This is a genomic window from Aeromonas diversa CDC 2478-85, assembly GCF_000819805.1.
Lineage (GTDB): Bacteria > Pseudomonadota > Gammaproteobacteria > Enterobacterales > Aeromonadaceae > Aeromonas > Aeromonas diversa.
In genome coordinates, this window is the sequence record NZ_CDCE01000011.1 from 155,201 (window position 1) to 177,274 (window position 22,074).

Sequence of the window (22,074 nt, forward strand, 5' to 3'; positions counted from 1 at the left end):
CCAGCTGAGCTATAACCCCACAAGGTTGGCAATACTGCCCTGGGCATCGGGAACCTGGTGGAGCTACGCGGGATCGAACCGCGGACCTCTTGCATGCCATGCAAGCGCTCTCCCAGCTGAGCTATAACCCCAGCGTTCCAGATGTATTCGAGGAGAATTTGGTGGAGCTACGCGGGATCGAACCGCGGACCTCTTGCATGCCATGCAAGCGCTCTCCCAGCTGAGCTATAACCCCAACTCACCTCGGCGTCACCACACTTATCGTCTGGCAACGGAGGCGCATATTAGGCATCCTGGTCATTTCTGTCAACCATAAAAATGGCCGCCCGGAACCGTTCACTCACTTTTTGCTCTGTTCGAGTTTTTTACGACCAAGATGGCCAGAAAGTGCGCCATCCAAGCCGGAGTCAACGCCAGCTAAAACAACTCGACATGGGTCAGGAAACCAGGCGACAGCCCATTTCATCCCCTGCACGCCTGACAGCACGCTGACGGCTCGCACTTGAATCGCCATGTTCGTGCATCGAGTCGTCTGTGCGGCTCACTGCAACGCCGTACGGGGCACTCAGGCGCGCAGGGCTTGTAGTGCCGCCACGCGCCTTCACCCACAGCATCCCTCTTCTCTCCTTACCCACCACCGACTAGCGGTGCAACGCTTGTCGAAGCTCCTGCTCCTTTGCCTTGAAAAGCGCAAATTCTCGGGCATGTCGAGACTTGGCGACCGTGACCCACTGGACGCCAGTCTCATCCCCGAACCTGAACTCCAACATGAAGGCATAGCTCGCGCTGGCAAACATCCCCATGACAACGCCGGTAACAAACCCCAATCCAGGCAGTAGCAGGGTCAGTGCCTGGCCCTGACTCTCGGGGGGGACAAAGAGAAACAGGATGCTGGACGTGAGTAACCCCAGCAGCAACATATTGAGCAATTTGTCTCTCCAGGTCAGCCTCCTGGTCTGTACGCCAGAGACGCGGGTGAGATCGTAGGCGTCTCTGTTCACCGTCACCGTCTTCGTAGCAGGGTTTATCTCTATCACACAAGCCATGACATGTTTCCCTTTCGTTTAATAAACCGATCTAGTCCGCCCTATGCGCCTGTTGACGCATGGAACGGCGGTGATCCAATGACGGTGAGGCACTGTATAAGGTGTCATACGGACCGCACAGTAGCGCCGCCCTGGATAAAAAGCGAGTGGGGTGTGCTATCGCCGTCTCCCTTCTATCGGCCACCGTGAGGCCTATAAAAAACGCCCCCCATCTTGCGATGGAGGGCGTTTTATTCTCAGGCTATTGGACCAAGGCGGTCCAATGCTCAGCGATTACAGGGATTCTGCGGTCGCAACCACATTTTCCACGGTAAAGCCGAATTCCTTGAACAGCAGCTCGGCCGGTGCGGACTCACCGAAGGTGCGCATACCGATGATCTTGCCGCCAAAGCCCACGTACTTGTACCAGTAGTCGGCGATGCCGGCTTCGATGGCGACACGCTTGGTGACAGAGGACGGCAGGACAGACTCCTTGTACTCGGCGCTCTGGGCGTCGAACACGTCGGTGGCCGGCAGGGAGACCACGCGCACGGCATGGCCCTTGGCAGTCAGCTGCTCATAGGCGGCCACGGCCAGCTCGACCTCGGAGCCGGTGGCGATCAGGATCAGCTCCGGGGTGCCGGCGCAGTCTTTCAGGACATAACCGCCCTTGGCCACATTGGCCAGCTGCTCGGCAGTACGATCCATCTGGGCCAGGTTCTGGCGAGAGAAGATCAGGCTGGTCGGACCGTCCTTGCGCTCGATGGCGAACTTCCAGGCCACGGCGGACTCTACCTGGTCACAGGGACGCCAGGTGGACATGTTCGGGGTCAGACGCAGGGAGGCGATCTGCTCAACCGGTTGGTGAGTCGGGCCATCTTCACCCAGACCGATAGAGTCGTGGGTGTAGACGAAGATGGCGCGCTGCTTCATCAGGGCTGCCATACGCAGAGCGTTACGAGCGTACTCCATGAACATCAGGAAGGTCGCGCCGTAGGGAACGAAACCACCGTGCAGGGCGATACCGTTCATGATGGCGGACATGCCGAACTCGCGCACACCGTAGTGGATGTAGTTGCCGGCGGCGTCTTCGTTGGTCAGAGACTTGGAGCCGGACCACATGGTCAGGTTGGACGGAGCCAGATCCGCAGAGCCACCCATGAATTCCGGCAGCAGCTTGCCGAAGGCTTCCAGAGCGTTCTGGGAGGCCTTACGGGTAGCGATCTTGGCCGGGTTGGCCTGCAGGGCTTCGATGATCTTGGTCGACTCAGTCGCCCAGTTGGCCGGCAGTTCGCCAGTCATGCGGCGCTTGAACTCGGCAGCCAGCTCGGGGTGGGCGGCGGCGTAGGCGGCAAACTTGGCATCCCACTCGGCTTCCAGGGCAGCGCCCTTGTCGCGACCGTTCCACTCGGCAGCGATATCGGCCGGGATCACGAACGGCTCGTGGTTCCAACCCAGGAACTCACGGGCAGCCTTGATCTCGTCGTTGCCCAGCGGAGAGCCGTGGCAGTCGTGAGAGCCGGACTTGTTCGGGGAACCGTAACCGATGATGGTGCGGCAGCAGATCAGGGTCGGCTTGCCAGTCTCGGCCTTGGCGGCTTCGATGGCGGCGTTGATCGCCTCCGGGCTGTGACCGTCAACACCCGGGATCACGTGCCAGCCATAGGCTTCGAAACGCTTGGCGGTGTCATCGGTAAACCAGCCTTCAACATGACCGTCGATGGAGATGCCGTTGTCATCCCAGAAGGCAACGAGTTTGCCCAGACCCAGGGTACCGGCCAGGGAGCAAGCCTCGTGAGAGATACCTTCCATCAGGCAGCCGTCGCCCATGAAGGCGTAGGTGTAGTGATCCACCACTTCATGGCCGGGACGGTTGAACTGGTCAGCCATGGCCTTCTCGGCGATCGCCATGCCCACGGCGTTGGTGATGCCCTGACCCAGCGGGCCAGTGGTGGTCTCGACGCCCGGCGCGTAGCCGTACTCCGGGTGACCCGGGGTGCGGGAGTGCAGCTGGCGGAAGTTCTTCAGATCATCGATGGAGAGGTCGTAACCGGAGAGGTGCAGCAGGGAGTACAGCAGCATGGAGCCGTGGCCGTTGGAGAGGATGAAGCGGTCACGATCAGCCCAGGTCGGGTTGCTCGGGTTGTGCTTCAGGTGGCTGCGCCACAACACCTCGGCGATGTCCGCCATCCCCATGGGGGCACCCGGGTGACCGGAGTTGGCTTTCTGAACGGCGTCCATACTCAATGCACGGATGGCATTGGCAAGCTCTTTACGAGAAGGCATCGGTATCTCCTGCGATTGCTTCGTGTGATTGCCCAAATAGCAAGGCCGATATTCTCCCAGCAGGGCGAACGCGGTGCAAACACTATCTGGCCAGGGATCCCGGCTTTGGGAGGCCAATCGCTTTTCCGTCTAAAGAAAACGATTGATTTGTGAACACTTTGTTGGCGCATTCGGTCACGGGTCCGGAAAGGAAAATATTCGGCGCCGATTGGTCCCTTCTGGGGAAAATAGTACTGGCAATCGAGAGGGGCGCTATCTAAAATAGACGTCCAGATGTAGATACCTCTACAAGTAATCCGTCTTTATATGCGGTCGCGGCGGCGGCCCACAACTACAGGCAAGGTCATCATGGCAAAGCTATTTACCTCCGAGTCGGTCTCCGAAGGCCATCCCGATAAAATCGCCGACCAGATCTCCGATGCGGTACTCGACGCCATCCTGAAGCAGGACACCAAGGCGCGTGTCGCATGCGAAACCCTGGTCAAGACCGGTATGGTCATGGTGGCCGGCGAAGTGACCACCTCCGCCTGGGTCGACATCGAGCAGATCGTGCGCGACACAGTGCGCGACATCGGCTACACCCACTCCGACATGGGCTTCGATGCCGACTCCTGCGCCGTGCTGAACGCCATCGGCAAGCAGTCCCCGGACATCAACCAGGGCGTCGACCGCAGCGATCCGCTGGAGCAGGGCGCCGGCGACCAGGGCCTGATGTTCGGCTATGCCACCAACGAAACCGACGTGCTGATGCCGGCCCCCATCACCTACTCCCACCTGTTGGTGAAGCGTCAGGCCGAAGTGCGCAAGAATGGCACCCTGCCGTGGCTGCGCCCGGATGCCAAGAGCCAGCTCACCTTCGCCTACGGCAACGATGGCAAGATCCTCGGCATCGACGCCGTGGTGCTCTCTACCCAGCACTGCGACTCCATCAGCCACGAAGACCTGGTGGAAGCGGTACGCGAAGAGATCATCAAGCCGGTGCTGCCGGCCGAGTGGGTCACCAAGGACACCAAGTACTTCATCAACCCGACCGGCCGTTTCGTTATCGGCGGCCCCATGGGTGACTGCGGTCTGACCGGTCGCAAGATCATCGTCGACACTTATGGCGGCATGGCCCGTCACGGTGGTGGCGCCTTCTCCGGCAAGGATCCGTCCAAGGTTGACCGCTCCGCCGCTTACGCCGCCCGCTATGTGGCCAAGAACATCGTCGCCGCCGGCCTGGCCGATCGCTGCGAAGTGCAGGTCTCCTATGCCATCGGCGTGGCCGAGCCGACCTCCATCAGTGTCGAAACCTTCGGCACCGGCAAAGTCTCCGAAGACCTGCTGGTCAAGCTGGTCCGTCAGCACTTCGAACTGCGCCCCTACGGCCTCATCGAGATGCTGGACCTCAAGCGTCCCATCTACCAGGCCACCGCCGCCTACGGTCACTTCGGTCGCGCCGAGTTCCCCTGGGAGCAGACCGACAAGGCCGAGCTGCTGCGCGACGCCGCCGGCCTGTAATCGGCAAGCCGGAAAAAGGGAGCTTCGGCTCCCTTTTTGTTATCTGCCATGAACGCCACCATGCACAGCCTCATCACGGCACGGGTCGACGCCTGCTTTGCCCAGGCCGAAGACCGGCTCGGGCGCACCTTTCCGCGCCCCCTGGTGCGCTGCGACCTGCGCGGCCGCGCCGCCGGCACCGCTCGTCTGCAAACCTGGGAGCTGCGCTTCAACCCGACCCTCTATGCCGGTAACGAGGCTGTCTTTCACGCCGAGGTAGTGCCCCACGAGGTGGCGCACCTGCTGGTTTACGCCCTGTGGGGAAGCGGCCGCGGCAAGGCTCGGGTGCTGCCCCACGGTCGTCAGTGGCAATCGGTGATGCAGGAGATCTTCGGCCTGACGCCTCGGGTCACCCACCGCTTTGACTTGGCGCCGCTCGCCGAGCGCACCTTTGCCTACCGCTGCGCCTGCCGCGAGCACGCCCTCTCGGTGCGTCGTCACAACAAGGTGCAACGAGGCGAGGCGCGCTACCACTGCCGAGCCTGTCGCAGTGAACTGCACCCCGTCGGCTGACCCCCTGCCGAGGCCATCGTCCCTGTGGTAATCTCCCCTCCTCGTGCCTAACCCCATGAAGAATTAAGCGATTTTATGTTTCGATTGATGCTCATCATGCTCGGCGCCCTGGCCGCCGGCACCACCTCTGCCCAGACGTTTCGCGAGGCGAAGCAGGATCTGGTCAAGCTCCATCAGAGCCACCCCGTCACCTTCTACTGCGGCTGCAATATCAAGTTCAATGGCAAGAAGATGGCCCCCGACTGGGAAAGCTGCGGTTATCTGCCGCGCAAGCAGGCCGAGCGCGCCTCTCGCATCGAGTGGGAGCACGTGGTGCCGGCCTGGGCGTTCGGCCATCAGCTCCAATGCTGGCAACAAGGGGGCCGCAAGAATTGCGGCAAGAGCGACCAGTTCAACACCATGGAAGGGGACATGCACAATCTCTTCCCTGCCATCGGTGAGGTGAACGGCGATCGCGCCAACTACGGCTTCTCCGACTGGAACGGTAAACCCAACCAGTATGGCCACTGCCAGATGCTGGTGGACTTCAAGAGCCGGCAGGTGCAACCGCCCAAGGGGCCGGTGCGTGGCCAGATCGCCCGCGCCTACCTCTACATGAGCCAGCAGTATGGGCTGCGTCTGGCGGCGCAGCAGCGTAAACTGTTCGAAGCCTGGGATCGCCAGTATCCGGCCGAGGGCTGGGAGTGCGAACGCAACCGCCGCATCACCAGGATCCAGGGCAACAGTAACCCCTTCATCGACAGGCAGTGCCAATAAGCATGCGTATTCCACGAATCTATGAACCGGCCCGACTCGCATTGGGCCTCACACTCCCCCTCTCGGAAGATGGTGCCAATCACGTCGGCCGGGTGCTGCGCATGCAGCCAGGGCAAGAGCTGGCCCTGTTCAATGGCGGCGATGAAGAGTTCTCCGCCGTGATCCGCGCCGTGACCAAGAAGGGTGTCGAGGTGGAAGTGACCGCCGTCACCGATAACCGGGTCGAGTCGCCGCTGGCGATCCATCTGGGGCAGGTCATCAGCCGCGGCGACAAGATGGACTTCACCATCCAGAAGGCAGTCGAGCTCGGCGTCACCTGCATCACTCCGCTCTTTTCCGAGCGCTGCGGTGTCAAGCTGCCGGCCGATCGGCTGGAGAAGAAGCGCGAGCAGTGGCAGAAGATCGTCATCAGCGCCTGCGAGCAGAGTGGCCGCAGCCGGGTGCCCGAGGTGCGCATGCCGATGGAGCTCAGCGACTGGATGCGCGAGGAGACGGCGGAGCTCAAGCTCAACCTGCACCCCCGTGCCGAGTACAGCATCAGCACCCTGCCCGCCCCCGCAAACGGGGTTCGTCTGCTGATCGGCCCCGAAGGGGGGCTGTCTGAGCGGGAGATTGCTGATACGGTGGAGCACGGCTTCAAAGAGATGCTGCTCGGTCCGCGCGTGCTACGCACCGAGACGGCCGCCCTGACCGTCATCACAGCGCTACAGTGCCGCTTCGGCGATCTGGCCTGAACCGCCCGCCACTGCGGGCGCCCATACAGAAGGAAACTCGGATGACCATCAAACTTGGCATCGTGATGGACCCCATCTCGTCTATCAACATCAAGAAGGATTCGAGCTTCGCCATGCTCGAAGAGGCGCAAAAGCGCGGCTATGAACTCTTCTATCTGGAGATGAAGGATCTCTACATGGAAGGGGGCCGCGCCTTTGGCACCATGCGCCCCCTCAAGGTGCGCCACGACTATCAGCACTGGTTCGAACTCGGTGATGTGGTCGATCAGCCCCTGTCGAACCTGGACACGATCCTGATGCGCAAGGATCCGCCGTTCGACACCGAGTTCATCTACGCCACCTACATGCTGGAGCGCGCCGAGGACGAAGGCTGCCTCATCGTCAATAAGCCGCAGAGCCTGCGCGATGCCAACGAGAAGCTCTACACCGCCTGGTTTGCCGAGCACACCCCGACCACGCTGGTGACGCGCCGCGCCGACAAGCTGCGCGCCTTCCACGCGCAGCACAAGGACGTCATCCTGAAGCCGCTCGACGGCATGGGCGGCGCCTCCATCTTCCGCATGAAGGAAGATGACGCCAACGTCGGCGTCATCATCGAGACGCTCACTGCCCACGGGAATCAGTACTGCATGGCGCAGACCTATCTGCCCGCCATCAAGGAGGGCGACAAGCGGGTGCTGGTGGTGGACGGCGAGCCTGTGCCCTACTGCCTGGCCCGCATTCCGGCCCAGGGAGAGACCCGCGGCAACCTGGCCGCCGGCGGCCGTGGCGAGGCGCGCCCCTTGAGCGAGTCTGACTGGGCCATCGCCCGCGCGGTCGGCCCGACACTCAAGGATAAGGGGCTCATCTTCGTCGGGCTCGACATCATTGGCGATCGCCTGACCGAGATCAACGTGACCAGTCCGACCTGCATCCGCGAGATCGAGGCCACCTTCCCGGTGCACATCAGCGCCATGTTGATGGACGCCATCGAGCGTCGTCTCGGCAAGCGCTGACCGAAAGAGGGGGCCAGTGCTCCCTCTCCGGCCGCGGCAGCCATACTTACAGCACGCGAGAATCGATACAGAACCCGAGCATGCACACACTGCAAAATCACTTCCTGCTGGCCATGCCCAGCCTTAAAGACCCGTATTTCGAGCGCTCCCTGGTCTACCTGTGCGAACACAACGACGAGGGCGCCATGGGACTGGTCGTCAACATTCCCCTCGAGATGCAGGTCGATGAGCTCCTCGAGCAGGTCAAGATCGATCACCCCGCCACGCTCGAGCTGGAGCAGCCAGTGCTGCAGGGGGGGCCGGTGGCCAACGATCGCGGCTTCGTGCTCCACAGCCAGATGGCGGGCTTTGGCTCCAGCCTGGTGTTGAGCGACGAGCTGATGGTCACCACCTCACGGGACATTCTCGAAACCCTGGGTACCGACCAGGCCCCAAGCCACTGGCTGGTCACTCTGGGCTACGCCGGCTGGAGCGCAGGTCAACTGGAGCAAGAGTTGCTGGACGGCGCCTGGCTCATCGTGCCGGTCGATACCCGCCTCATCTTCGACACCCCGGTGCACGAGCGCTGGGAGAAGGCGGCCGCCAGTATCGGCATCAACACCCTGCACCTCTCCCCCCAAGTCGGCCACGCCTGACCACGCACCAGGATCTCCTTATGACATCACGCAGCCTGATGGGCTTTGACTATGGCACCAAGAGCATCGGCGTGGCGGTAGGCCAGGAGCTGACCGGCTCGGCCTCGCCACTCTGTTCGCTCAAGGCCAACGACGGCATCCCCAACTGGGACGAGATAGAGAAGCTCATCAAGGAGTGGCAGCCTGACCTGCTGATCGTCGGCCTGCCGCTCAACATGGACGGCACCGAACAGGAAATCACGGTACGGGCCCGCAAGTTTGGCAACCGACTGCACGGCCGTTTCGGCAAGCCGGTGGAGTTCAAGGACGAGCGTCTCACCACCACAGACGCTCGCGCCCGCCTGTTCGAGCGCGGCGGCTACAGGGCGCTGGACAAGGGGAGCGTGGACGCCGTCTCGGCCCAGCTCATCCTCGAGTCCTGGTTTGAGGCTCAGTACTGACTCATCGAGGATCCGCCACGACCCGGTTACGCCCCTTATTCTTGGCCTGATAGAGCGCCAGATCGGCCCGCCGGAGTAGCTCTTCCACCGGCTCCCCGGGCCGCCCTTCGGCCACACCGAACGAGGCAGTGACTCTGAGCCCGTCCGGCCAGAGGGAGGATGAGGAGAGGGTCTTACGCATCTGTTCGGCCAGCGCGACACCCCAGAAGAGGGGGCGCGCCGGCGCCAGCACCACGAACTCCTCCCCTCCCCAACGGCACAGCGTGGAGCCCTCTTCCAGACAGTAGGTGAGCTCGCTGACCAGCGACTTGAGCACCTCGTCTCCCACTGCATGCCCGCGACTATCGTTGATCCTCTTGAAGTGATCGATATCGATGAAGATCAACACCCCCTCCTGCCACTCGGTGAGCAAGCGCTCCCCCTCGCTGCGGCTGACGGCACCGGTGAGGCGATCGTAACGGGCCTCGTCACTGGCCAGTCGATAAAACTGCTCCAACTCCCGGTTGCGCTGGCGCGAGAGGCGCTCCCGCTCACTGACGCGTGCCAGCCGCTGGCGCATACCGCTGTAATCCAGCACCAGCATGGCCAGCAGCGAGAGGAACCAGAACAGCATCAGGCTACGATAGAAGGTCGAGGCCGGCAGCCAGGGACCGTGAAAACTGAGGGATTCCACCTTGAGGTGATAGCGTCCCGCCGGCGCCCCTGAGCCAGTCGCTATCTCGATGGCGAAGACCCGGCTGATGTCGCGCCCCTGTTGCATCAAGGGGATCTCGTAGTCGGTGAGCCACCAGGTAGCCGGCGTGAAGAGGGTCAGCGGGATCTCCACCTCACCCGGATAGGCCTGCAGATCGAGCAGGATAGCGTTGACCTTGTGCGAGACGGGATCGTTAGGTCGGGAGTAGGCAGGGTGGTAATTACGCAGGTAGATGCGCCAGGGTAGCTCCGCCGCACCCTGCGCCTGTAGCTTGACCCGCAGCGCCTCATAGCCCGAGAGGTCTATCCCCTTCTCGGGCGGGGTCAGCGTGATGAGGAGTTCACAGTAAGGCCAGCGGTAGTCGAGGCTCAGATCGCACGCCATCGCATCGCCCTCTTCCAGGCGCGCCACCGAAGTGCCACCAGCAGATCGGTCGTCGACGGTCGTGAAAGAGCCCACACCATCTGGTGCTACCCTCAGTTCCTTCTGCGGCCCCCATTCATAGGCCGCCACCAGCAACACGGTCAGCCCCATCAGCAGGGCCACCATCAGCCACATCCTTCTCAGAAGTCTCATTTGTTTCCCTATCCTCGACAGAGCGCCATTCTATCGAAAAACGGGCAACTATTGTGTGACAACTCTATAACTCTGGCGCCAACCGAGGGACTAAGCTCAAGTCGAGTGTGAAGAGAAGGAGGCGAGCTTGCTGGAATCACTGCTGACGACACTGGAGGGGGTCATATTGGGCAAGCCCCTGCAGATCCGCATCGCCCTGGTGACCCTGCTGGCCCGAGGCCATCTGCTGATCGAGGACCTGCCCGGCATGGGCAAGACCACCTTGGCCCATGCGCTGGCCCACGCGCTTGGGCTCGATTACCGCCGGGTTCAGTTCACCGCCGACCTGCTACCGGCCGACCTCATCGGCGTCTCCATCTTCGATCCGCCCGAACAGTGTTTTCGTTTTCACCCCGGCCCCCTCTTCACCCAAGTACTGCTGGCCGACGAGATCAATCGTGCCAGCCCCAAGGTGCAGAGCGCCCTGCTGGAGGCCATGAGCGAGACCAGTCTCAGCGTGGATGGCCAGAGCCACCCCTTGCCGACCCCCTTCTTCGTCATCGCCACCCAAAACCCGGCGGATCAGGCCGGCACCTATCCGCTGCCGGAGTCCCAACTCGATCGCTTCGCGGTGCGTCTCTCGCTGGGCTTTCCGGCGCGGGATGCCGAGCGAGCCCTGCTCAAGGGCGAGCAGGCCCCCTTGCCACCACCCCAACTGAGCGCCAGTACCTTGATGACCCTGCAGCAGGAGGTGGCACAGCTGCACGTGGCCGACGGCACGCTGGAGTACCTGCTCTCCCTGGTCGCCCAGAGCCGGCTCGACCCCGAACTGCCCCAGCCCCTCTCCCCGCGCGCAGCCCAGACCCTGCTGGCCGTGAGCCGGGCCTGGGCCTTCGTGGCCGGGCGCCGCTTCGTCACCCCGGACGACGTACAGGCCGTCTTCCCCTACGTCGCCGAGCACCGACTGAGAGGCAGCTTCGGCCTGCAGAAGGGAGAGAGCGCCCCCTTGAGCCAGCGCCTGCTGGAGCGGGTCGATCCGGAGCGACCATGACCCGCTGGCAGCAATGGCAACAGGGGTGGTTGGCGCGGCGCATCCCGCCGGCCCGTCAGATCACACTGAGTCGCCACAACCTCTTCATCCTGCCGACCCGGCTCGGCTGGCTGTTCCTACTCACCCTGTTTTCCATCTTCCTGCTAGGCGCCAACTACCAGAGCAATCTGGTCCTGCTGCTCGCCTATGGCATGGGCAGCCTGCTGTTGGTCACCATGCTGCTCACCCACCGTAACTTGAGCGGCCTGCGCCTCGCCGGCTCTTCCCCCCAGCTCGGCGAAGTGGGCTGCCCGGCTCCGCTCCCGATCACCCTGAGCGGCCACGCCAGAGCTCTGGTGATCACCCAAAACGACAGTCAGCTCCACCTGGCCGAGAGCCACTCGGGCGTGCAGACCCTCACCCTGGCACTGATGGGCGCGCGCCGCGGTCGCCTCCCGCTCGAGCGCCTGCGCATCGAGAGTTGCTACCCCCTGGGGCTGTTTCGCTGCTGGAGCCTGCTCGATCTGGAGCTGAGCCTCTGGCTCGCCCCCAGCCCCCTGGCAGCCCCCTTGCTGGATCCGGAGGGGGAGGGTGAACAAGATGATCAACACGTCCGCCCCGCTCCCATCGGGGATTTTCACGAGCTGCGCCCCTACCAGAGGGGAGAGCCCCAGAGCCGCATCGCCTGGCGCCAGCTGGCCCGTGGGCGAGGACTGCTCAGCAAGCGCTTCAGCGAGGGAGGGGGGGCGCCGGATTGTCTTACCCTGGGGCGAGTCAGAGGGGATCTCGAGCAGCGCCTCGCTACCCTGGCCTGGTGGTGCCAGCACCTGTGCCATGAGGGACACCCCTTCACCCTGGTCCTGGAGGCCCCTCAGGGGCCGGACGCCTCGGCCGCCTTCCTTCGGGAGTGTCGCTGGGCGCTGGCACGCTACGGAGCCGCCTGATGCTGGAGAGTCGACGTCTCTGGCTACTGGCCCTGCTGTTGCAACTCCCCCTGCTGCTGGCCCTCTGGCCCTATCTGCACGGCTGGGTCGTACTCGCCATTCTGGCCTGCCAGGGATGGCGAGGCCTGACCCTGTGGCGCGGCTGGCCCAGCCCTGCGCGCTACCTGCGCCTGCTGCTCACCTTCGCGGCGCTGGCCCTGCTGCTACTGGGCGCAAGAGGCAGCGGCCTGCTCGCGACCCTCATCAACCTGCTCTGCCTCGCCTACGGTCTGAAGTTTTTGGAACTCTCCCGCGAGCGCGACATGGAGCCCCTCCTGGTGGTCATCTTTTTCCTCATCGCTCTCTCCCTCATCGAGCGTCAGAGCCTGCCCTGGGCGCTGCTGCTCGGCGCCGTCTACCTGCTGGCGATCGGCGCTCTGGTGCTGGCCTGCTGGCCACAGGGACAATCCCCCCAAAAACCGGCCCTGCTCGCCCTCTTGCTGGCCTTTCCTCTCCAGGCCGGCCTCTTCTTATTACTACCCAGGCTGCCCCCCCTGTGGCAGGTCCCCCAGAGTCACCTGGCCCGCAGTGGACTCAGCGAGAGGGTCGCACCGGGGGAGATTGGGTCCCTGTTGCAATCCGGGGAGCTCGCTTTCCGGGTCACCTTTGGCGGCGCCTTACCGCTAGCAAGCGAGCGCTACTTTCCCGTGCTGCGCCAGGAGTGGTTCGATGGCGACGCCTGGCAGTTGGCGCCATCCCTGCTGGCCTGGCGCCGCAAGCAGTGGCCGCAGCCGGTCACGGCCACTGTCGCAGGCCCTCCGGGAAGCGATGAGTACGAGATCATCGCCGAGCCTCAGCGGCTGCGCTGGCTACCCGCACTGGAGAACCCAGTGCCACGCTCTGGCCCAGTGCAACTCAGTCCCGCCAACACCCTCTATCGCCTCGATGATGGCAGCCAACGCATCGGCTACCGGGTCACCAGAGGGGGACAGGCGCGGGCAGACGAGCAGGTTCGCCGGCGCAACTTGCAGCTCCCCTCCCAGGGGAACCCAATGGCAAGGGAGCTGGCACGGCAATGGCAAGGGGAGTCCCCCACGCGCCTTGCCGAGCGACTTCTGGAGCTGTTTGCCCGTGACGGTTTTGCCTACACGCTCACCCCTCCTCTGTTGGGCGCCGATCCTGTCGACGGGTTTCTGTTTACTCAGCGGCGCGGCTTTTGCGCCCACTACGCCTCGGCGGCGGCCTTCTTACTGCGCGCCGCCGGAATACCGGCACGTCTGGTAAGCGGCTATCAGGGGGGGGAGTGGAATCCGCAAGGGGGGTATCTGGCGCTCTATCAGTACGACGCCCACGCCTGGGTGGAGTATCTGGATGAACAGGGGAAGTGGCAGCGCCTCGACCCTACCGCCGTGGTGGCGCCGGAGCGCCTCACCGACGCCGAAGAGGCCGGGCAGGGGCTCCTCTCGCCGCTGCGCTATCGACAGTTGGCCTGGCTGACCCCGCTGCGCCTCTGGTGGGCCAGCGTCGACTACCACTGGAGCCGCTGGGTCCTCAACTATGATGCCAGCACCCTCTGGCAACGGCTGACGACCCCCTGGCCCTCTCTACGCCGTCACCTTCCCTGGCTGATCCTGGGGGGGCTGACCCTCTTCAGCCTGCCCCTGCTGCTGTTACTGCACGATGGCGAAGGCCGGGTGGCACGCCCCTGGCGCCCCTTGCTGCGACGCGCGGCGAGGCGAGATCTCGCCCCGCTGGCAGGCGAGTCCCTCCCCCTCTGGTGCGAGCGATTGGCCGAACGCTTGCCCGAGCTTGGCCACCCCTTGCGGCGGTGCGCCTGGCTTCATCGCCGTCTTCACTACGCCCCTCTCTCGACGAGGCAGCGCGGCCGCACGGCCCGCGCCCTGAAGCGCAGGCTGCGTCAAGTTGCGCGCAACTGGAGCGCCGCAATCAGAGGCTACACCGCTGACGACAAGGGATGAGTCATGCCTTGACGCCCTGCCGCACAGGAGCAAACGGTAGCCATGAAAAAGGGGAGCCAATGGCTCCCCCCGTTAACCCGTTCAGGACTTGGGATTATCCCAGATTCCGGGCTCCAGCTGACTGCGGATCTCAGGATACTTGTTGGCATCGAAGGTAGGCAGTTTGCCCAACTTGAGCTGATCGTTGTAATCCTTGGCCAACTTGATGGCCACACCGGAGAGCAGCAGGATGGCAATCAGGTTGACGATCGCCATCAATCCCATGGAGACATCTGCCATGGCCCAAACGGTGGGCAGTTCACCCACAGAGCCGAACATCACCATCGCCAGCACAACCAGACGGAACAGCAACAGGCCGGCCTTGTGGTTGTGCTCGAGGAAGATGAGGTTGGTTTCGGCGTAGGAGTAGTTCGCCACTATGGAAGTAAAGGCGAAGAAGAAGATGGCGGCGGCGATAAAGATGTTACCCCAGCTTCCCACCTGGGAGGAGAGCGCCCGCTGGGTCAGCTCCACGCCGGTTATCCCGGATCCTGGCTCAAACTGGCCGGAGAGCAGGATGATAGAGGCGGTGCAGGTACAGATAACCAGGGTATCCACAAACACGCCCAGCATCTGCACATAACCCTGAGAGGCCGGATGGGGCGGATAGGGAGTGGCGGTCGCTGCCGCGTTAGGGGCAGAGCCCATGCCGGCCTCATTCGAGAAGAGACCACGCTTGATGCCGTTGATCATCGCCTGGGAAATGGCATAACCCAAAGCGCCTGAACCCGCCTGCTCGATACCGAAAGCGGACTTGATGATCAGGGCGAAAACGCCCGGCAGCTCGGTGATATTCATCATGACGATCATCAAGGCCATGGCGATATAAGCCAGCGCCATGAAGGGCACCACCATCTCGGCGAAGCGAGCAATACCGCGGATACCGCCGAAGATAATCAGACCGGACAGGGCGACCAGAGCGAGGCCACTGGCCCAGTCGGGGATGCCGAAGGCGACATTCATGGCCTGGCTGATGGAGTTAGCCTGGACTGCGTTAAATACCAGACCGAAGGCGAGCAGCAGGCAGAGGGAGAAGACCACCCCCATCCAGCGCATACCGAGCCCCTTCTCCATGTAATAGGCCGGGCCACCACGGTAGTTGCCATCCTCGTCCTTTACCTTGTAGAGCTGCGCCAGGGCGCTCTCGGCAAAAGCCGTCGCCATACCGATGAAGGCAATCAGCCACATCCAGAAGATGGCCCCGGGCCCACCCAGATAGATGGCCACGGCCACGCCAGCCAGGTTACCCGTGCCGACGCGGGCAGCCAGACTGGTGCAGAGCGCCTGAAACGAGGAGATCCCCGCGTTATCCGACTTACGGCTGTTCTTCAATACGGAGAACATGTGGCCGAAATGACGCACCTGTATGAAACCGAGTCGAACCGTGAAGAAGATACCCACCCCGATGAGGAGGTAAATAAGAACCGCCCCCCAGAGCAGATCATTGAGCAGTGCAATCAGTGTATCCATAAGCATCTCGTTCTAATTAACATCCAAGACAGTAGCCAGTGGCCCCGTCTTATCCTGTCTGTCTTACTCATGTTTGAGCAATTTCTAAGGGGCCGGAATCTAGCACAGGGGGGGCTGATGACCTAGTCTCCCCCGCCAATTTCACTAAAAAAAGCCGAATTATTGTCCAATAAGGTCCGTTTAATGCGGCTATTGCATGCCCCAGGGAGGATGATTTCCGGCATATCTTCCTGGCGATGCAGTGATAAAACCGTTTCGCACCCTGCGGCTAAAAAGGGGCAAAAAACATCAAAACGTTTATATGTAGTAAAATTTCAAGTTCTTTTCATCACCATTATGGCGACATAGATCACATTACTTTATTCCCTTAAAAAAATAAGATTCTTGGACCGCTCGAGCCAGCATCGAAAAATAGGTAATTTTATTGTTTTTTTTCAATTAGATATGGATATGAAAGCCAGAACCTCGCCCCCATAGTACAAAGCATCGACAATCGTCCTACTTGCAGTGTCGCGGCCGGAGGTATTAAGTAGGCAGGCGCCGCCGTCAGCCCCTGCCGGCGTGCCGAATTTCGCGTTTTGCCGAGGGCCTGCTGTAATTAACTTTCAGGCAATCCGACGCACCACCCGGGAACGCCCCGACACAGAGAGATAGACATTGCTATGGCCGACAAACTCACCCAGCTGAAAGCCCTGACCACTGTGGTTGCCGACACCGGCGACATCGAAGCCATCAAACGCTACCAGCCCATCGACGCCACCACCAACCCCTCTCTGGTGCTGAAGGCCTCCGAGATTCCCGAGTACGCCCCGCTGATCGAAGACGCCATCGCCTGGGCCAAGGCCCAAAGCAGTGACAAGGCGCAGCAGATCATCGACGCCGGCGACAAGCTGGCTGTCAACATCGGTCTCGAGATCCTGAAGATCGTTCCGGGCCGTATCTCTACCGAAGTGGACGCCCGCCTCTCCTTTGACACCGAAGGTAGCATCGCCAAGGCTCGCAAGCTGATGCGTCTCTACAACGAAGCCGGCATCAGCAACGATCGCATCCTGATCAAGCTGGCGTCCACCTGGGAAGGGATCCGTGCCGCCGAGGTGCTGGAAAAAGAAGGCATCCAGTGCAACCTGACCCTGCTGTTCTCCTTCGCCCAGGCCCGTGCCTGTGCCGAAGCCGGCGTGTTCCTGATCTCTCCGTTTGTGGGCCGCATCCTCGACTGGTACAAGGCCAAGCACAACCGTGACTACACCGCCGCCGAAGATCCGGGCGTGGTCTCCGTTACCGCTATCTACGACTACTACAAGCAGCACGGCTACAACACTGTGGTCATGGGTGCCAGCTTCCGTAACACCGGCGAGATCCTTGAGCTGGCCGGTTGCGATCGCCTGACCATAGGCCCGGCACTGCTGGAAGAGCTGAGCAAGAGCGAAGGCGCCGTGGTACGCAAGCTTGAGTTCAAGGGTGAGCAGCAAGCCAAGCCCACCCCCATGAACGAGGCCGAATTCCGTTGGGAACTGAACCAGGACGCCATGGCGGTCGAAAAGCTGGCCGAAGGTATTCGCCTGTTCGCCGTCGACCAGGGCAAGCTGGAAGCCATGCTGGCCAGCAAGCTGTAATCAGTCGCGCCAAACGAGACCAAGGGCAGCCATCGGCTGCCCTTTTTCGTGCCTGTCACCAAGCTGTCACGCAAACGTTTTAATTTCCAGGTTGTTGTGATATATCGGTGGTGACAACTACAACAAATCTAGGAGGTGACCATGGAAAGGTTCGACTTCGATTTTGAAGATGTTGTTGAACCCGGTTCACGCAGCCGGAGCACGGGAAAAAAAAGGAAATGGAGAGAGATCGAAGCGCTTAAGGACAAGCATCGTCTGCAAAAGGAACTGCAGTCCATCGACATTGCCTACGATGGCGCACGCGACGATATCGACTTCTAAGCCTCTTAATGAGAGACCCCGCTTCGGCGGGGTCTCTGCTTTCAGGACACTCAGTGCAACGCCAAGCGCTCAGCCAGATCGTGAAAGTGCTGCGCGACCTCAGGACCAAACAGGGGATCGGCCTGGGCATGAACCAGCCAACTCTGCTCGAGATGACGCCAATCATCCTCGGTCAGCGACTCCCGCAGCAGGGGAAAGACCACCCTCTCCTCGTAGTTCATGTGGTTCTCTTGCAGGGTAATGAACTGCTCCAGCTTGGCGGTAAACTGCTCCAGCGGGATCACCGCATCGAGGAGAATCATCTCAACCATCTCCTTGAGCTCGCGACCACTGTCGATGAGCTTCTGGTGCTCCTCATGCAAGCGGTTCCCCAGATCACCATCGACGACTCGATACCTGAGGTAATAGTCGTAGATCATGTCTTCCTTGGGATGGTGGCGCTTGTCGGCAACCTCACCCAAATAATCCACTACATCGCGGATCAGGCGATAGCTCACCTTCTCCTCGGCCCGAATCGCCAGCAGCTTGCGCTTGAGCAGCGCCAGCAACTTGGCAATATTGACGTGTTCCTGATGCAGACTGGACAACATGGCGGCACTCCTTGCGCTGAACATGAAAAGGATTCTTTACCCGTATTATATGCGCAATAAATGAACCATCTTTGAATCCGGTCAAGCTATCGGCAGACGGAAGTCCAATCAATAGGTACCAATCCGGCACTCTGCAACCGTCGATTGGCCTCGGAGAAGTGACCACAACCGATGAAGCCGCGATGGGCCGAGAGAGGGCTGGGATGGGGAGCCGTCAGTACATGGTGACGTTCCCTGTCTATGATGCGCCCCTTCTTCTGAGCATGGGCCCCCCAGAGCAGAAACACGACGCCCTCCCGTGAGGCATTGATCACCTCGATGACGCGATCGGTGAAGGTCTCCCAACCAAGATGAGCGTGGGAATGCGCCATACCGGCCTGTACCGTGAGGACGGTATTGAGTAGCAGCACCCCCTGACGTGCCCAGCTCTCGAGATAGCCGTGAGCGGGCGCCACAAAGCCCGGGAGATCTCGCTCCATCTCCTTGTAGATGTTGACCAAAGAAGGGGGAATACGCACCCCGTGCAGGACGGAGAAGCAGAGACCATGCGCCTGATTGGGGCCGTGGTAAGGGTCCTGCCCCAAAATCACCACCTTGACTTCAGCCAGCTCGGTCAACTTGAAGGCATTGAAGACATCGGCAGCCGGTGGATAGATGATCTTGCCCGCTTCGCGCTCGGCCCGTACCGTGGCCATCGTCTGCTTGAAATAATCCTGCTGTTTCTCGGCCCCGAGCACATCACTCCAGCTTTGCACCTTGCTTACCCTCAATCATCGACGAAAGGGCCCAGAATAGGCCCTGGGCTCTACGGGTGCAACTCAAGGGTAGGGCTGCCAATAGCGATCGAAGCGCCCACTCTCCTGTAATCGACGCAGCCCCAGGTTGAACCTCATCACCATATCCTTGGCATTGGGCAGTTGCCGCGGGATAAGCAAGACCCCTTCCTGTGACCAAACCGGATCCGGGTGGGCGCGAAGCTTCTCTCTTGGCACACCTTTGGCCTTGAGCAGAAACGCCACCACCTGCTCATCCATCACCATCACGTCCGTGCGCCCAAGCAGCAGTTTGCCCAGCGTCTGCTCATCGCTCATTGACCACTCCATCTCCAGCTCGGGTTGTAGCGAGGCAAACTTCTCCCCGTAGTAGTAGCTACGAGTCCCCCCCACCCTATATCCACGCAGTGCGCCCAATTCAGGCAAAGGGCGATCAGCCAGCGCAAAGAGCCGGGTCGTAAAGCGTCCGAGAGGCTGTGAGAAATAGAAGGCTTGCTCTCTCTCTGCGGAGCGAAACCAAGGCATGGTGGCCTGATACTCACCGGCCAGGGTTAACTTGTAAGAACGCTGCCAGGGGAAGAAATGGAAACTGGCCTCAACCCCCACCTCTTTGAACGCCTCTTTCACCAATTCACAAAGAAACCCCTGCTGTGGCAGCTTGGCACTGACGTAGGGAGGCCACTCCCCCACAGCGATGCGCACTGGCGCGCCCTGGACCAGCTGACACCAAAGCAACATGAGCGCCCCCAACAGCCCGACTTTCATACCACCTCCCGCGCCAACTACCTATCGAAGCCTAGCCTATTTGCCAAATACCCAAGCCAGGTCGCCGTCATCCGAGGGGCGCCACCCATAACATGTGGTTTATTTACAACATTAACCGTCTTTTGATATATTAAAAAGACACCTTATTGGAATCCAAAAAATCACTTTTTATTGATTAAGTTCAATTGTTTACATTGAAACAAACGCAACCAAATCAATATTTTTTGATTTAAATCAATTTCCGTACTATTACCACCATGTTATATATGCCCTCAACGAATTAAAGGTGTAAGGCGGCAGCCCCTTTTCCATGATCGTGGGTAACTTCCTTACAATCCATCCGCTCTCAACAGGAGTCGTACCATGATCAAGGGCATCCAAATCACCCAGGCCGACAACGCCGCACTGCTGAACTCTTTCTGGCTGCTGGACGAAGCAAACCAGGAAGCTCGTTGCATCTGCGTAAAGGGTGACGCCTTCACCGCCGATCAGCAGGTTAAGGTTGCCGAGCTGGGCAAATTTGAATACCGCGAAGTGGCCGTTCAGGCTGCTCCCCAGGTCGAAGGCGGTCAGCACCTGAACGTCAACGTGCTGAGCCGTGAGACCCTCGAAGATGCCATCGAGCACCCGGAGAAGTATCCCCAGCTGACCATCCGCGTATCCGGTTATGCCGTTCGCTTCAACTCCCTGACCCCGGAGCAACAGCGCGACGTCATCACCCGTACCTTCACCCAGAGCCTGTAATCCCTCTCTGAGTGACCAGAAAGCCAGTCCAGTGACTGGCTTTCTTCGTTTTCTGCCAGATAAAAAAAACGGGCCCCATCATGGGGCCCGCTCTCATGCCACACAGGCGCGTTATTCGGCGGCCATGCGCTCGCTGATGTACGCCAGGGCGCGATCGATGCGGCTCAGCACGCGCTCCTTGCCCACCAGGGCCATGACGGCGTCGATGGAGGGGGACTGACCCAGACCGGTCACGGCCACGCGCAGCGGCATGCCGACCTTGCCCATGCCCTGCCCCAGTTCGGCGGCAGTGGCCTCGATCACCTGGTGCAGGGACTCGGTGGTCCAGCTCTCCAGGGCAGCCAGCTTCTGCTTGGCCAGGGCCAGCGGCTCGGCGGCGACACCGCGCAGGTGCTTCTTGGCGGCTGCCTCGTCGATGGCCTCGTACTCCTCGAAGAAGTAACGGCTCTGGGCGGCCAGCTCACACAGGGTGTTGCAGCGCTCGGCCAGCAGGGTGATGACGGCGGTCAGCTCGGGGCCATTGGCGGTGTCGATCTGCTGATCGGCCATGTGCCAGGCTAGGTGCTTGGCCACATAGGCCGGATCCAGGGTGCGCATGTAGTGGTTGTTGAGCCACAGCAGCTTGTCGGTGTTAAACGCCGAGGCCGACTTGGAGATGGCGTCCAGGCAGAACAGCTTGATCATCTCGTCCAGGGTGAAGATCTCCTGATCGCCGTGGGACCAGCCCAGACGTACCAGGTAGTTCAGCAGGGCCTCCGGCAGGTAGCCGTCGTCACGGTATTGCATCACCGAGACGGCACCGTGGCGCTTGGAAAGCTTGGCACCGTCGTCGCCCAGGATCATGGAGACGTGAGCAAACTCCGGCACAGGAGCGTTCAGGGCCTTGTAGATGTTGATCTGGCGCGGGGTGTTGTTGATATGGTCTTCACCACGCACCACGTGGGTGATCTCCATATCCCAGTCGTCCACCACCACGCAGAAGTTATAGGTGGGGGCGCCATCGGTACGACGGATGATGAGATCGTCGAGCTCGGTGTTGGCGAACTCGATGCGACCACGCACGTGGTCGTCGAACACCACGGAGCCCTCGGTCGGGTTGCGGAAACGGATCACGTGGGGGGCATCGGCCGGATGCTCGTGCGCGCCATCCCGGCACTTGCCGTCATAACGCGGCTTCTCGCCGTTGGCCATCTGACCTTCACGCAGGGCTTCCAACCGCTCCTTGGAGCAGTAGCACTTGTAGGCGCGGCCGTCGGCCAACATCTCGTCGATCAAGGCGTTGTAGCGGTCAAAACGCTTGGTCTGGTAGTAGGGACCCTCGTCCCAGCCCAGCCCCAGCCACTCCATGCCCTCGATGATGGCGTCGATGGCCTCCTGGGTGGAACGTTCCAGGTCGGTATCCTCGATACGCAGCACGAATTCACCACCCTGGCTCTTGGCAAACAGCCAGGAGTAGAGCGCGGTACGGGCACCGCCGACGTGCAGGAAGCCGGTCGGGCTGGGAGCAAAGCGGGTTTTGACTTTCATGGTTAAGCCTTGTGTGTGGGCCCGGTCGCGGGCCGATTCGCCGTAAAAACGGCGGCATTTTAGCACCCCTGCCGTCAGATGGGAAAAGGGAGGCGTGATTTGCAACCCGATGAGAAGAGCACCTAAGT

General features: G+C 61.2%; 22 protein-coding genes and 2 tRNA genes. 13 read left to right on the forward strand and 11 right to left on the reverse strand.

The features are described 5' to 3' along the window. Window positions 1–55: 55 nt before the first annotated feature. The 5 genes from BN1121_RS03240 to tkt form a co-directional block, all read right to left on the reverse strand. A tRNA-Ala gene (locus BN1121_RS03240) sits at window positions 56–131 on the reverse strand. Between the two features lie 28 nt (window positions 132–159). Then, window positions 160–235, reverse strand: a tRNA-Ala gene (locus BN1121_RS03245). Between the two features lie 105 nt (window positions 236–340). Further along, the gene (locus tag BN1121_RS19675; RefSeq protein WP_156139384.1) at window positions 341–514 is read right to left on the reverse strand and encodes a hypothetical protein; all 174 of its coding nucleotides are present in this window, start codon (window positions 512–514) and stop codon (window positions 341–343) included. Window positions 515–641: 127 nt separating this feature from the next. Continuing rightward, the gene (locus BN1121_RS03250; RefSeq protein WP_005347624.1) at window positions 642–1,046 is read right to left on the reverse strand and encodes a hypothetical protein; all 405 of its coding nucleotides are present in this window, start codon (window positions 1,044–1,046) and stop codon (window positions 642–644) included. Window positions 1,047–1,319: 273 nt separating this feature from the next. Further along, a complete protein-coding gene (tkt, locus tag BN1121_RS03255) occupies window positions 1,320–3,311 on the reverse strand; it encodes a transketolase (protein WP_005347630.1) in 1,992 nt (663 codons plus the stop codon). Window positions 3,312–3,659: 348 nt separating this feature from the next. On the opposite strand from tkt, the gene metK reads away from it, so the two are divergent. The 7 genes from metK (at window position 3,660) to ruvX (ending at window position 8,923) form a co-directional block, all read left to right on the forward strand. Continuing rightward, a complete protein-coding gene (gene metK, locus BN1121_RS03260; RefSeq protein WP_005347665.1) occupies window positions 3,660–4,811 on the forward strand; it encodes a methionine adenosyltransferase in 1,152 nt (383 codons plus the stop codon). A gap of 60 nt (window positions 4,812–4,871) precedes the next feature. Beyond that, the gene (locus BN1121_RS03265; RefSeq protein ID WP_005347666.1) at window positions 4,872–5,363 is read left to right on the forward strand and encodes a SprT family zinc-dependent metalloprotease; all 492 of its coding nucleotides are present in this window, start codon (window positions 4,872–4,874) and stop codon (window positions 5,361–5,363) included. Window positions 5,364–5,438: 75 nt separating this feature from the next. Further along, the gene (locus BN1121_RS03270; protein ID WP_005347667.1) at window positions 5,439–6,119 is read left to right on the forward strand and encodes an endonuclease; all 681 of its coding nucleotides are present in this window, start codon (window positions 5,439–5,441) and stop codon (window positions 6,117–6,119) included. 2 nt (window positions 6,120–6,121) lie between these two features. Continuing rightward, window positions 6,122–6,853, forward strand: coding sequence for a 16S rRNA (uracil(1498)-N(3))-methyltransferase (gene rsmE, locus BN1121_RS03275; RefSeq protein ID WP_005347668.1), 732 nt, complete (start codon window positions 6,122–6,124; stop codon window positions 6,851–6,853). A gap of 41 nt (window positions 6,854–6,894) precedes the next feature. Next, on the forward strand, window positions 6,895–7,848 hold the full coding sequence (gene gshB, locus BN1121_RS03280) for a glutathione synthase (protein ID WP_005347669.1): 954 nt from the start codon (window positions 6,895–6,897) through the stop codon (window positions 7,846–7,848). Window positions 7,849–7,928: 80 nt separating this feature from the next. Further along, window positions 7,929–8,483 (forward strand): YqgE/AlgH family protein, encoded by a 555-nt coding sequence (locus BN1121_RS03285; RefSeq protein WP_005347670.1) that lies wholly within the window; start codon window positions 7,929–7,931, stop codon window positions 8,481–8,483. 20 nt (window positions 8,484–8,503) lie between these two features. After that, a complete protein-coding gene (ruvX, locus tag BN1121_RS03290; protein ID WP_005347671.1) occupies window positions 8,504–8,923 on the forward strand; it encodes a Holliday junction resolvase RuvX in 420 nt (139 codons plus the stop codon). Window position 8,924: 1 nt separating this feature from the next. Here ruvX and BN1121_RS03295 read toward each other — a convergent pair whose 3' ends face one another. Further along, window positions 8,925–10,193 (reverse strand): GGDEF domain-containing protein, encoded by a 1,269-nt coding sequence (locus tag BN1121_RS03295; protein WP_043157103.1) that lies wholly within the window; start codon window positions 10,191–10,193, stop codon window positions 8,925–8,927. 127 nt (window positions 10,194–10,320) lie between these two features. On the opposite strand from BN1121_RS03295, the gene BN1121_RS03300 reads away from it, so the two are divergent. Genes BN1121_RS03300 through BN1121_RS03310 form a run of 3 tightly spaced genes read left to right on the forward strand, consistent with a single transcriptional unit; the run spans window position 10,321 to window position 14,104 of the window. Continuing rightward, on the forward strand, window positions 10,321–11,223 hold the full coding sequence (locus tag BN1121_RS03300) for an AAA family ATPase (RefSeq protein WP_005347675.1): 903 nt from the start codon (window positions 10,321–10,323) through the stop codon (window positions 11,221–11,223). Further along, window positions 11,220–12,146: a DUF58 domain-containing protein gene (locus BN1121_RS03305; RefSeq protein ID WP_005347677.1), complete on the forward strand. Its 927-nt coding sequence runs from the start codon at window positions 11,220–11,222 to the stop codon at window positions 12,144–12,146. Before BN1121_RS03300 ends, BN1121_RS03305 begins: the two co-directional genes overlap by 4 nt. Further along, the gene (locus tag BN1121_RS03310; RefSeq protein WP_043597196.1) at window positions 12,143–14,104 is read left to right on the forward strand and encodes a transglutaminase TgpA family protein; all 1,962 of its coding nucleotides are present in this window, start codon (window positions 12,143–12,145) and stop codon (window positions 14,102–14,104) included. The genes BN1121_RS03305 and BN1121_RS03310 overlap by 4 nt, the downstream gene beginning before the upstream one ends. 81 nt (window positions 14,105–14,185) lie before the next feature. Here BN1121_RS03310 and BN1121_RS03315 read toward each other — a convergent pair whose 3' ends face one another. Then, window positions 14,186–15,613 (reverse strand): alanine/glycine:cation symporter family protein, encoded by a 1,428-nt coding sequence (locus BN1121_RS03315; protein WP_005347681.1) that lies wholly within the window; start codon window positions 15,611–15,613, stop codon window positions 14,186–14,188. 662 nt (window positions 15,614–16,275) lie between these two features. On the opposite strand from BN1121_RS03315, the gene tal reads away from it, so the two are divergent. Then, on the forward strand, window positions 16,276–17,226 hold the full coding sequence (tal, locus tag BN1121_RS03320; RefSeq protein ID WP_005347686.1) for a transaldolase: 951 nt from the start codon (window positions 16,276–16,278) through the stop codon (window positions 17,224–17,226). A gap of 141 nt (window positions 17,227–17,367) precedes the next feature. Next, window positions 17,368–17,547, forward strand: coding sequence for a DUF3545 family protein (locus BN1121_RS03325; RefSeq protein ID WP_043597169.1), 180 nt, complete (start codon window positions 17,368–17,370; stop codon window positions 17,545–17,547). A gap of 50 nt (window positions 17,548–17,597) precedes the next feature. Here BN1121_RS03325 and BN1121_RS03330 read toward each other — a convergent pair whose 3' ends face one another. The 3 genes from BN1121_RS03330 to BN1121_RS03340 all read right to left on the reverse strand — a co-directional run bounded on the left by BN1121_RS03330 (window position 17,598) and on the right by BN1121_RS03340 (window position 19,675). After that, window positions 17,598–18,137 (reverse strand): hemerythrin domain-containing protein, encoded by a 540-nt coding sequence (locus BN1121_RS03330; protein WP_005347689.1) that lies wholly within the window; start codon window positions 18,135–18,137, stop codon window positions 17,598–17,600. A gap of 86 nt (window positions 18,138–18,223) precedes the next feature. After that, the gene (gene ung, locus BN1121_RS03335) at window positions 18,224–18,892 is read right to left on the reverse strand and encodes a uracil-DNA glycosylase (protein WP_005347692.1); all 669 of its coding nucleotides are present in this window, start codon (window positions 18,890–18,892) and stop codon (window positions 18,224–18,226) included. Window positions 18,893–18,955: 63 nt separating this feature from the next. Beyond that, a complete protein-coding gene (locus BN1121_RS03340) occupies window positions 18,956–19,675 on the reverse strand; it encodes a substrate-binding periplasmic protein (protein WP_005347694.1) in 720 nt (239 codons plus the stop codon). Between the two features lie 363 nt (window positions 19,676–20,038). Between BN1121_RS03340 and grcA the strand changes: the two genes are divergently transcribed. After that, entirely contained in the window at window positions 20,039–20,419 is a 381-nt protein-coding gene (grcA, locus tag BN1121_RS03345) for an autonomous glycyl radical cofactor GrcA (protein ID WP_005347696.1), read from the forward strand. A 111-nt stretch (window positions 20,420–20,530) separates the two neighbouring features. Here grcA and gltX read toward each other — a convergent pair whose 3' ends face one another. Then, a complete protein-coding gene (gltX, locus tag BN1121_RS03350; protein ID WP_005347698.1) occupies window positions 20,531–21,946 on the reverse strand; it encodes a glutamate--tRNA ligase in 1,416 nt (471 codons plus the stop codon). Between the last annotated feature and the right edge of the window lie 128 nt (window positions 21,947–22,074).

Excerpts from the sequence above, each read along its gene's own strand:
- BN1121_RS19675 (WP_156139384.1), bottom strand. The coding sequence starts at position 514 with ATGGCGATTCAAGTGCGAGCCGTCAGCGTGCTGTCAGGCGTGCAGGGG.
- BN1121_RS03250 (WP_005347624.1), bottom strand. The coding sequence starts at position 1,046 with ATGGCTTGTGTGATAGAGATAAACCCTGCTACGAAGACGGTGACGGTG.
- tkt (WP_005347630.1), bottom strand. The coding sequence starts at position 3,311 with ATGCCTTCTCGTAAAGAGCTTGCCAATGCCATCCGTGCATTGAGTATG.
- metK (WP_005347665.1), top strand. The coding sequence starts at position 3,660 with ATGGCAAAGCTATTTACCTCCGAGTCGGTCTCCGAAGGCCATCCCGAT.
- BN1121_RS03265 (WP_005347666.1), top strand. The coding sequence starts at position 4,872 with ATGCACAGCCTCATCACGGCACGGGTCGACGCCTGCTTTGCCCAGGCC.
- BN1121_RS03270 (WP_005347667.1), top strand. The coding sequence starts at position 5,439 with ATGTTTCGATTGATGCTCATCATGCTCGGCGCCCTGGCCGCCGGCACC.
- rsmE (WP_005347668.1), top strand. The coding sequence starts at position 6,122 with ATGCGTATTCCACGAATCTATGAACCGGCCCGACTCGCATTGGGCCTC.
- gshB (WP_005347669.1), top strand. The coding sequence starts at position 6,895 with ATGACCATCAAACTTGGCATCGTGATGGACCCCATCTCGTCTATCAAC.
- BN1121_RS03285 (WP_005347670.1), top strand. The coding sequence starts at position 7,929 with ATGCACACACTGCAAAATCACTTCCTGCTGGCCATGCCCAGCCTTAAA.
- ruvX (WP_005347671.1), top strand. The coding sequence starts at position 8,504 with ATGACATCACGCAGCCTGATGGGCTTTGACTATGGCACCAAGAGCATC.
- BN1121_RS03295 (WP_043157103.1), bottom strand. The coding sequence starts at position 10,193 with ATGAGACTTCTGAGAAGGATGTGGCTGATGGTGGCCCTGCTGATGGGG.
- BN1121_RS03305 (WP_005347677.1), top strand. The coding sequence starts at position 11,220 with ATGACCCGCTGGCAGCAATGGCAACAGGGGTGGTTGGCGCGGCGCATC.
- BN1121_RS03315 (WP_005347681.1), bottom strand. The coding sequence starts at position 15,613 with ATGGATACACTGATTGCACTGCTCAATGATCTGCTCTGGGGGGCGGTT.
- tal (WP_005347686.1), top strand. The coding sequence starts at position 16,276 with ATGGCCGACAAACTCACCCAGCTGAAAGCCCTGACCACTGTGGTTGCC.
- BN1121_RS03325 (WP_043597169.1), top strand. The coding sequence starts at position 17,368 with ATGGAAAGGTTCGACTTCGATTTTGAAGATGTTGTTGAACCCGGTTCA.
- BN1121_RS03330 (WP_005347689.1), bottom strand. The coding sequence starts at position 18,137 with ATGTTGTCCAGTCTGCATCAGGAACACGTCAATATTGCCAAGTTGCTG.
- BN1121_RS03340 (WP_005347694.1), bottom strand. The coding sequence starts at position 19,675 with ATGAAAGTCGGGCTGTTGGGGGCGCTCATGTTGCTTTGGTGTCAGCTG.
- grcA (WP_005347696.1), top strand. The coding sequence starts at position 20,039 with ATGATCAAGGGCATCCAAATCACCCAGGCCGACAACGCCGCACTGCTG.
- gltX (WP_005347698.1), bottom strand. The coding sequence starts at position 21,946 with ATGAAAGTCAAAACCCGCTTTGCTCCCAGCCCGACCGGCTTCCTGCAC.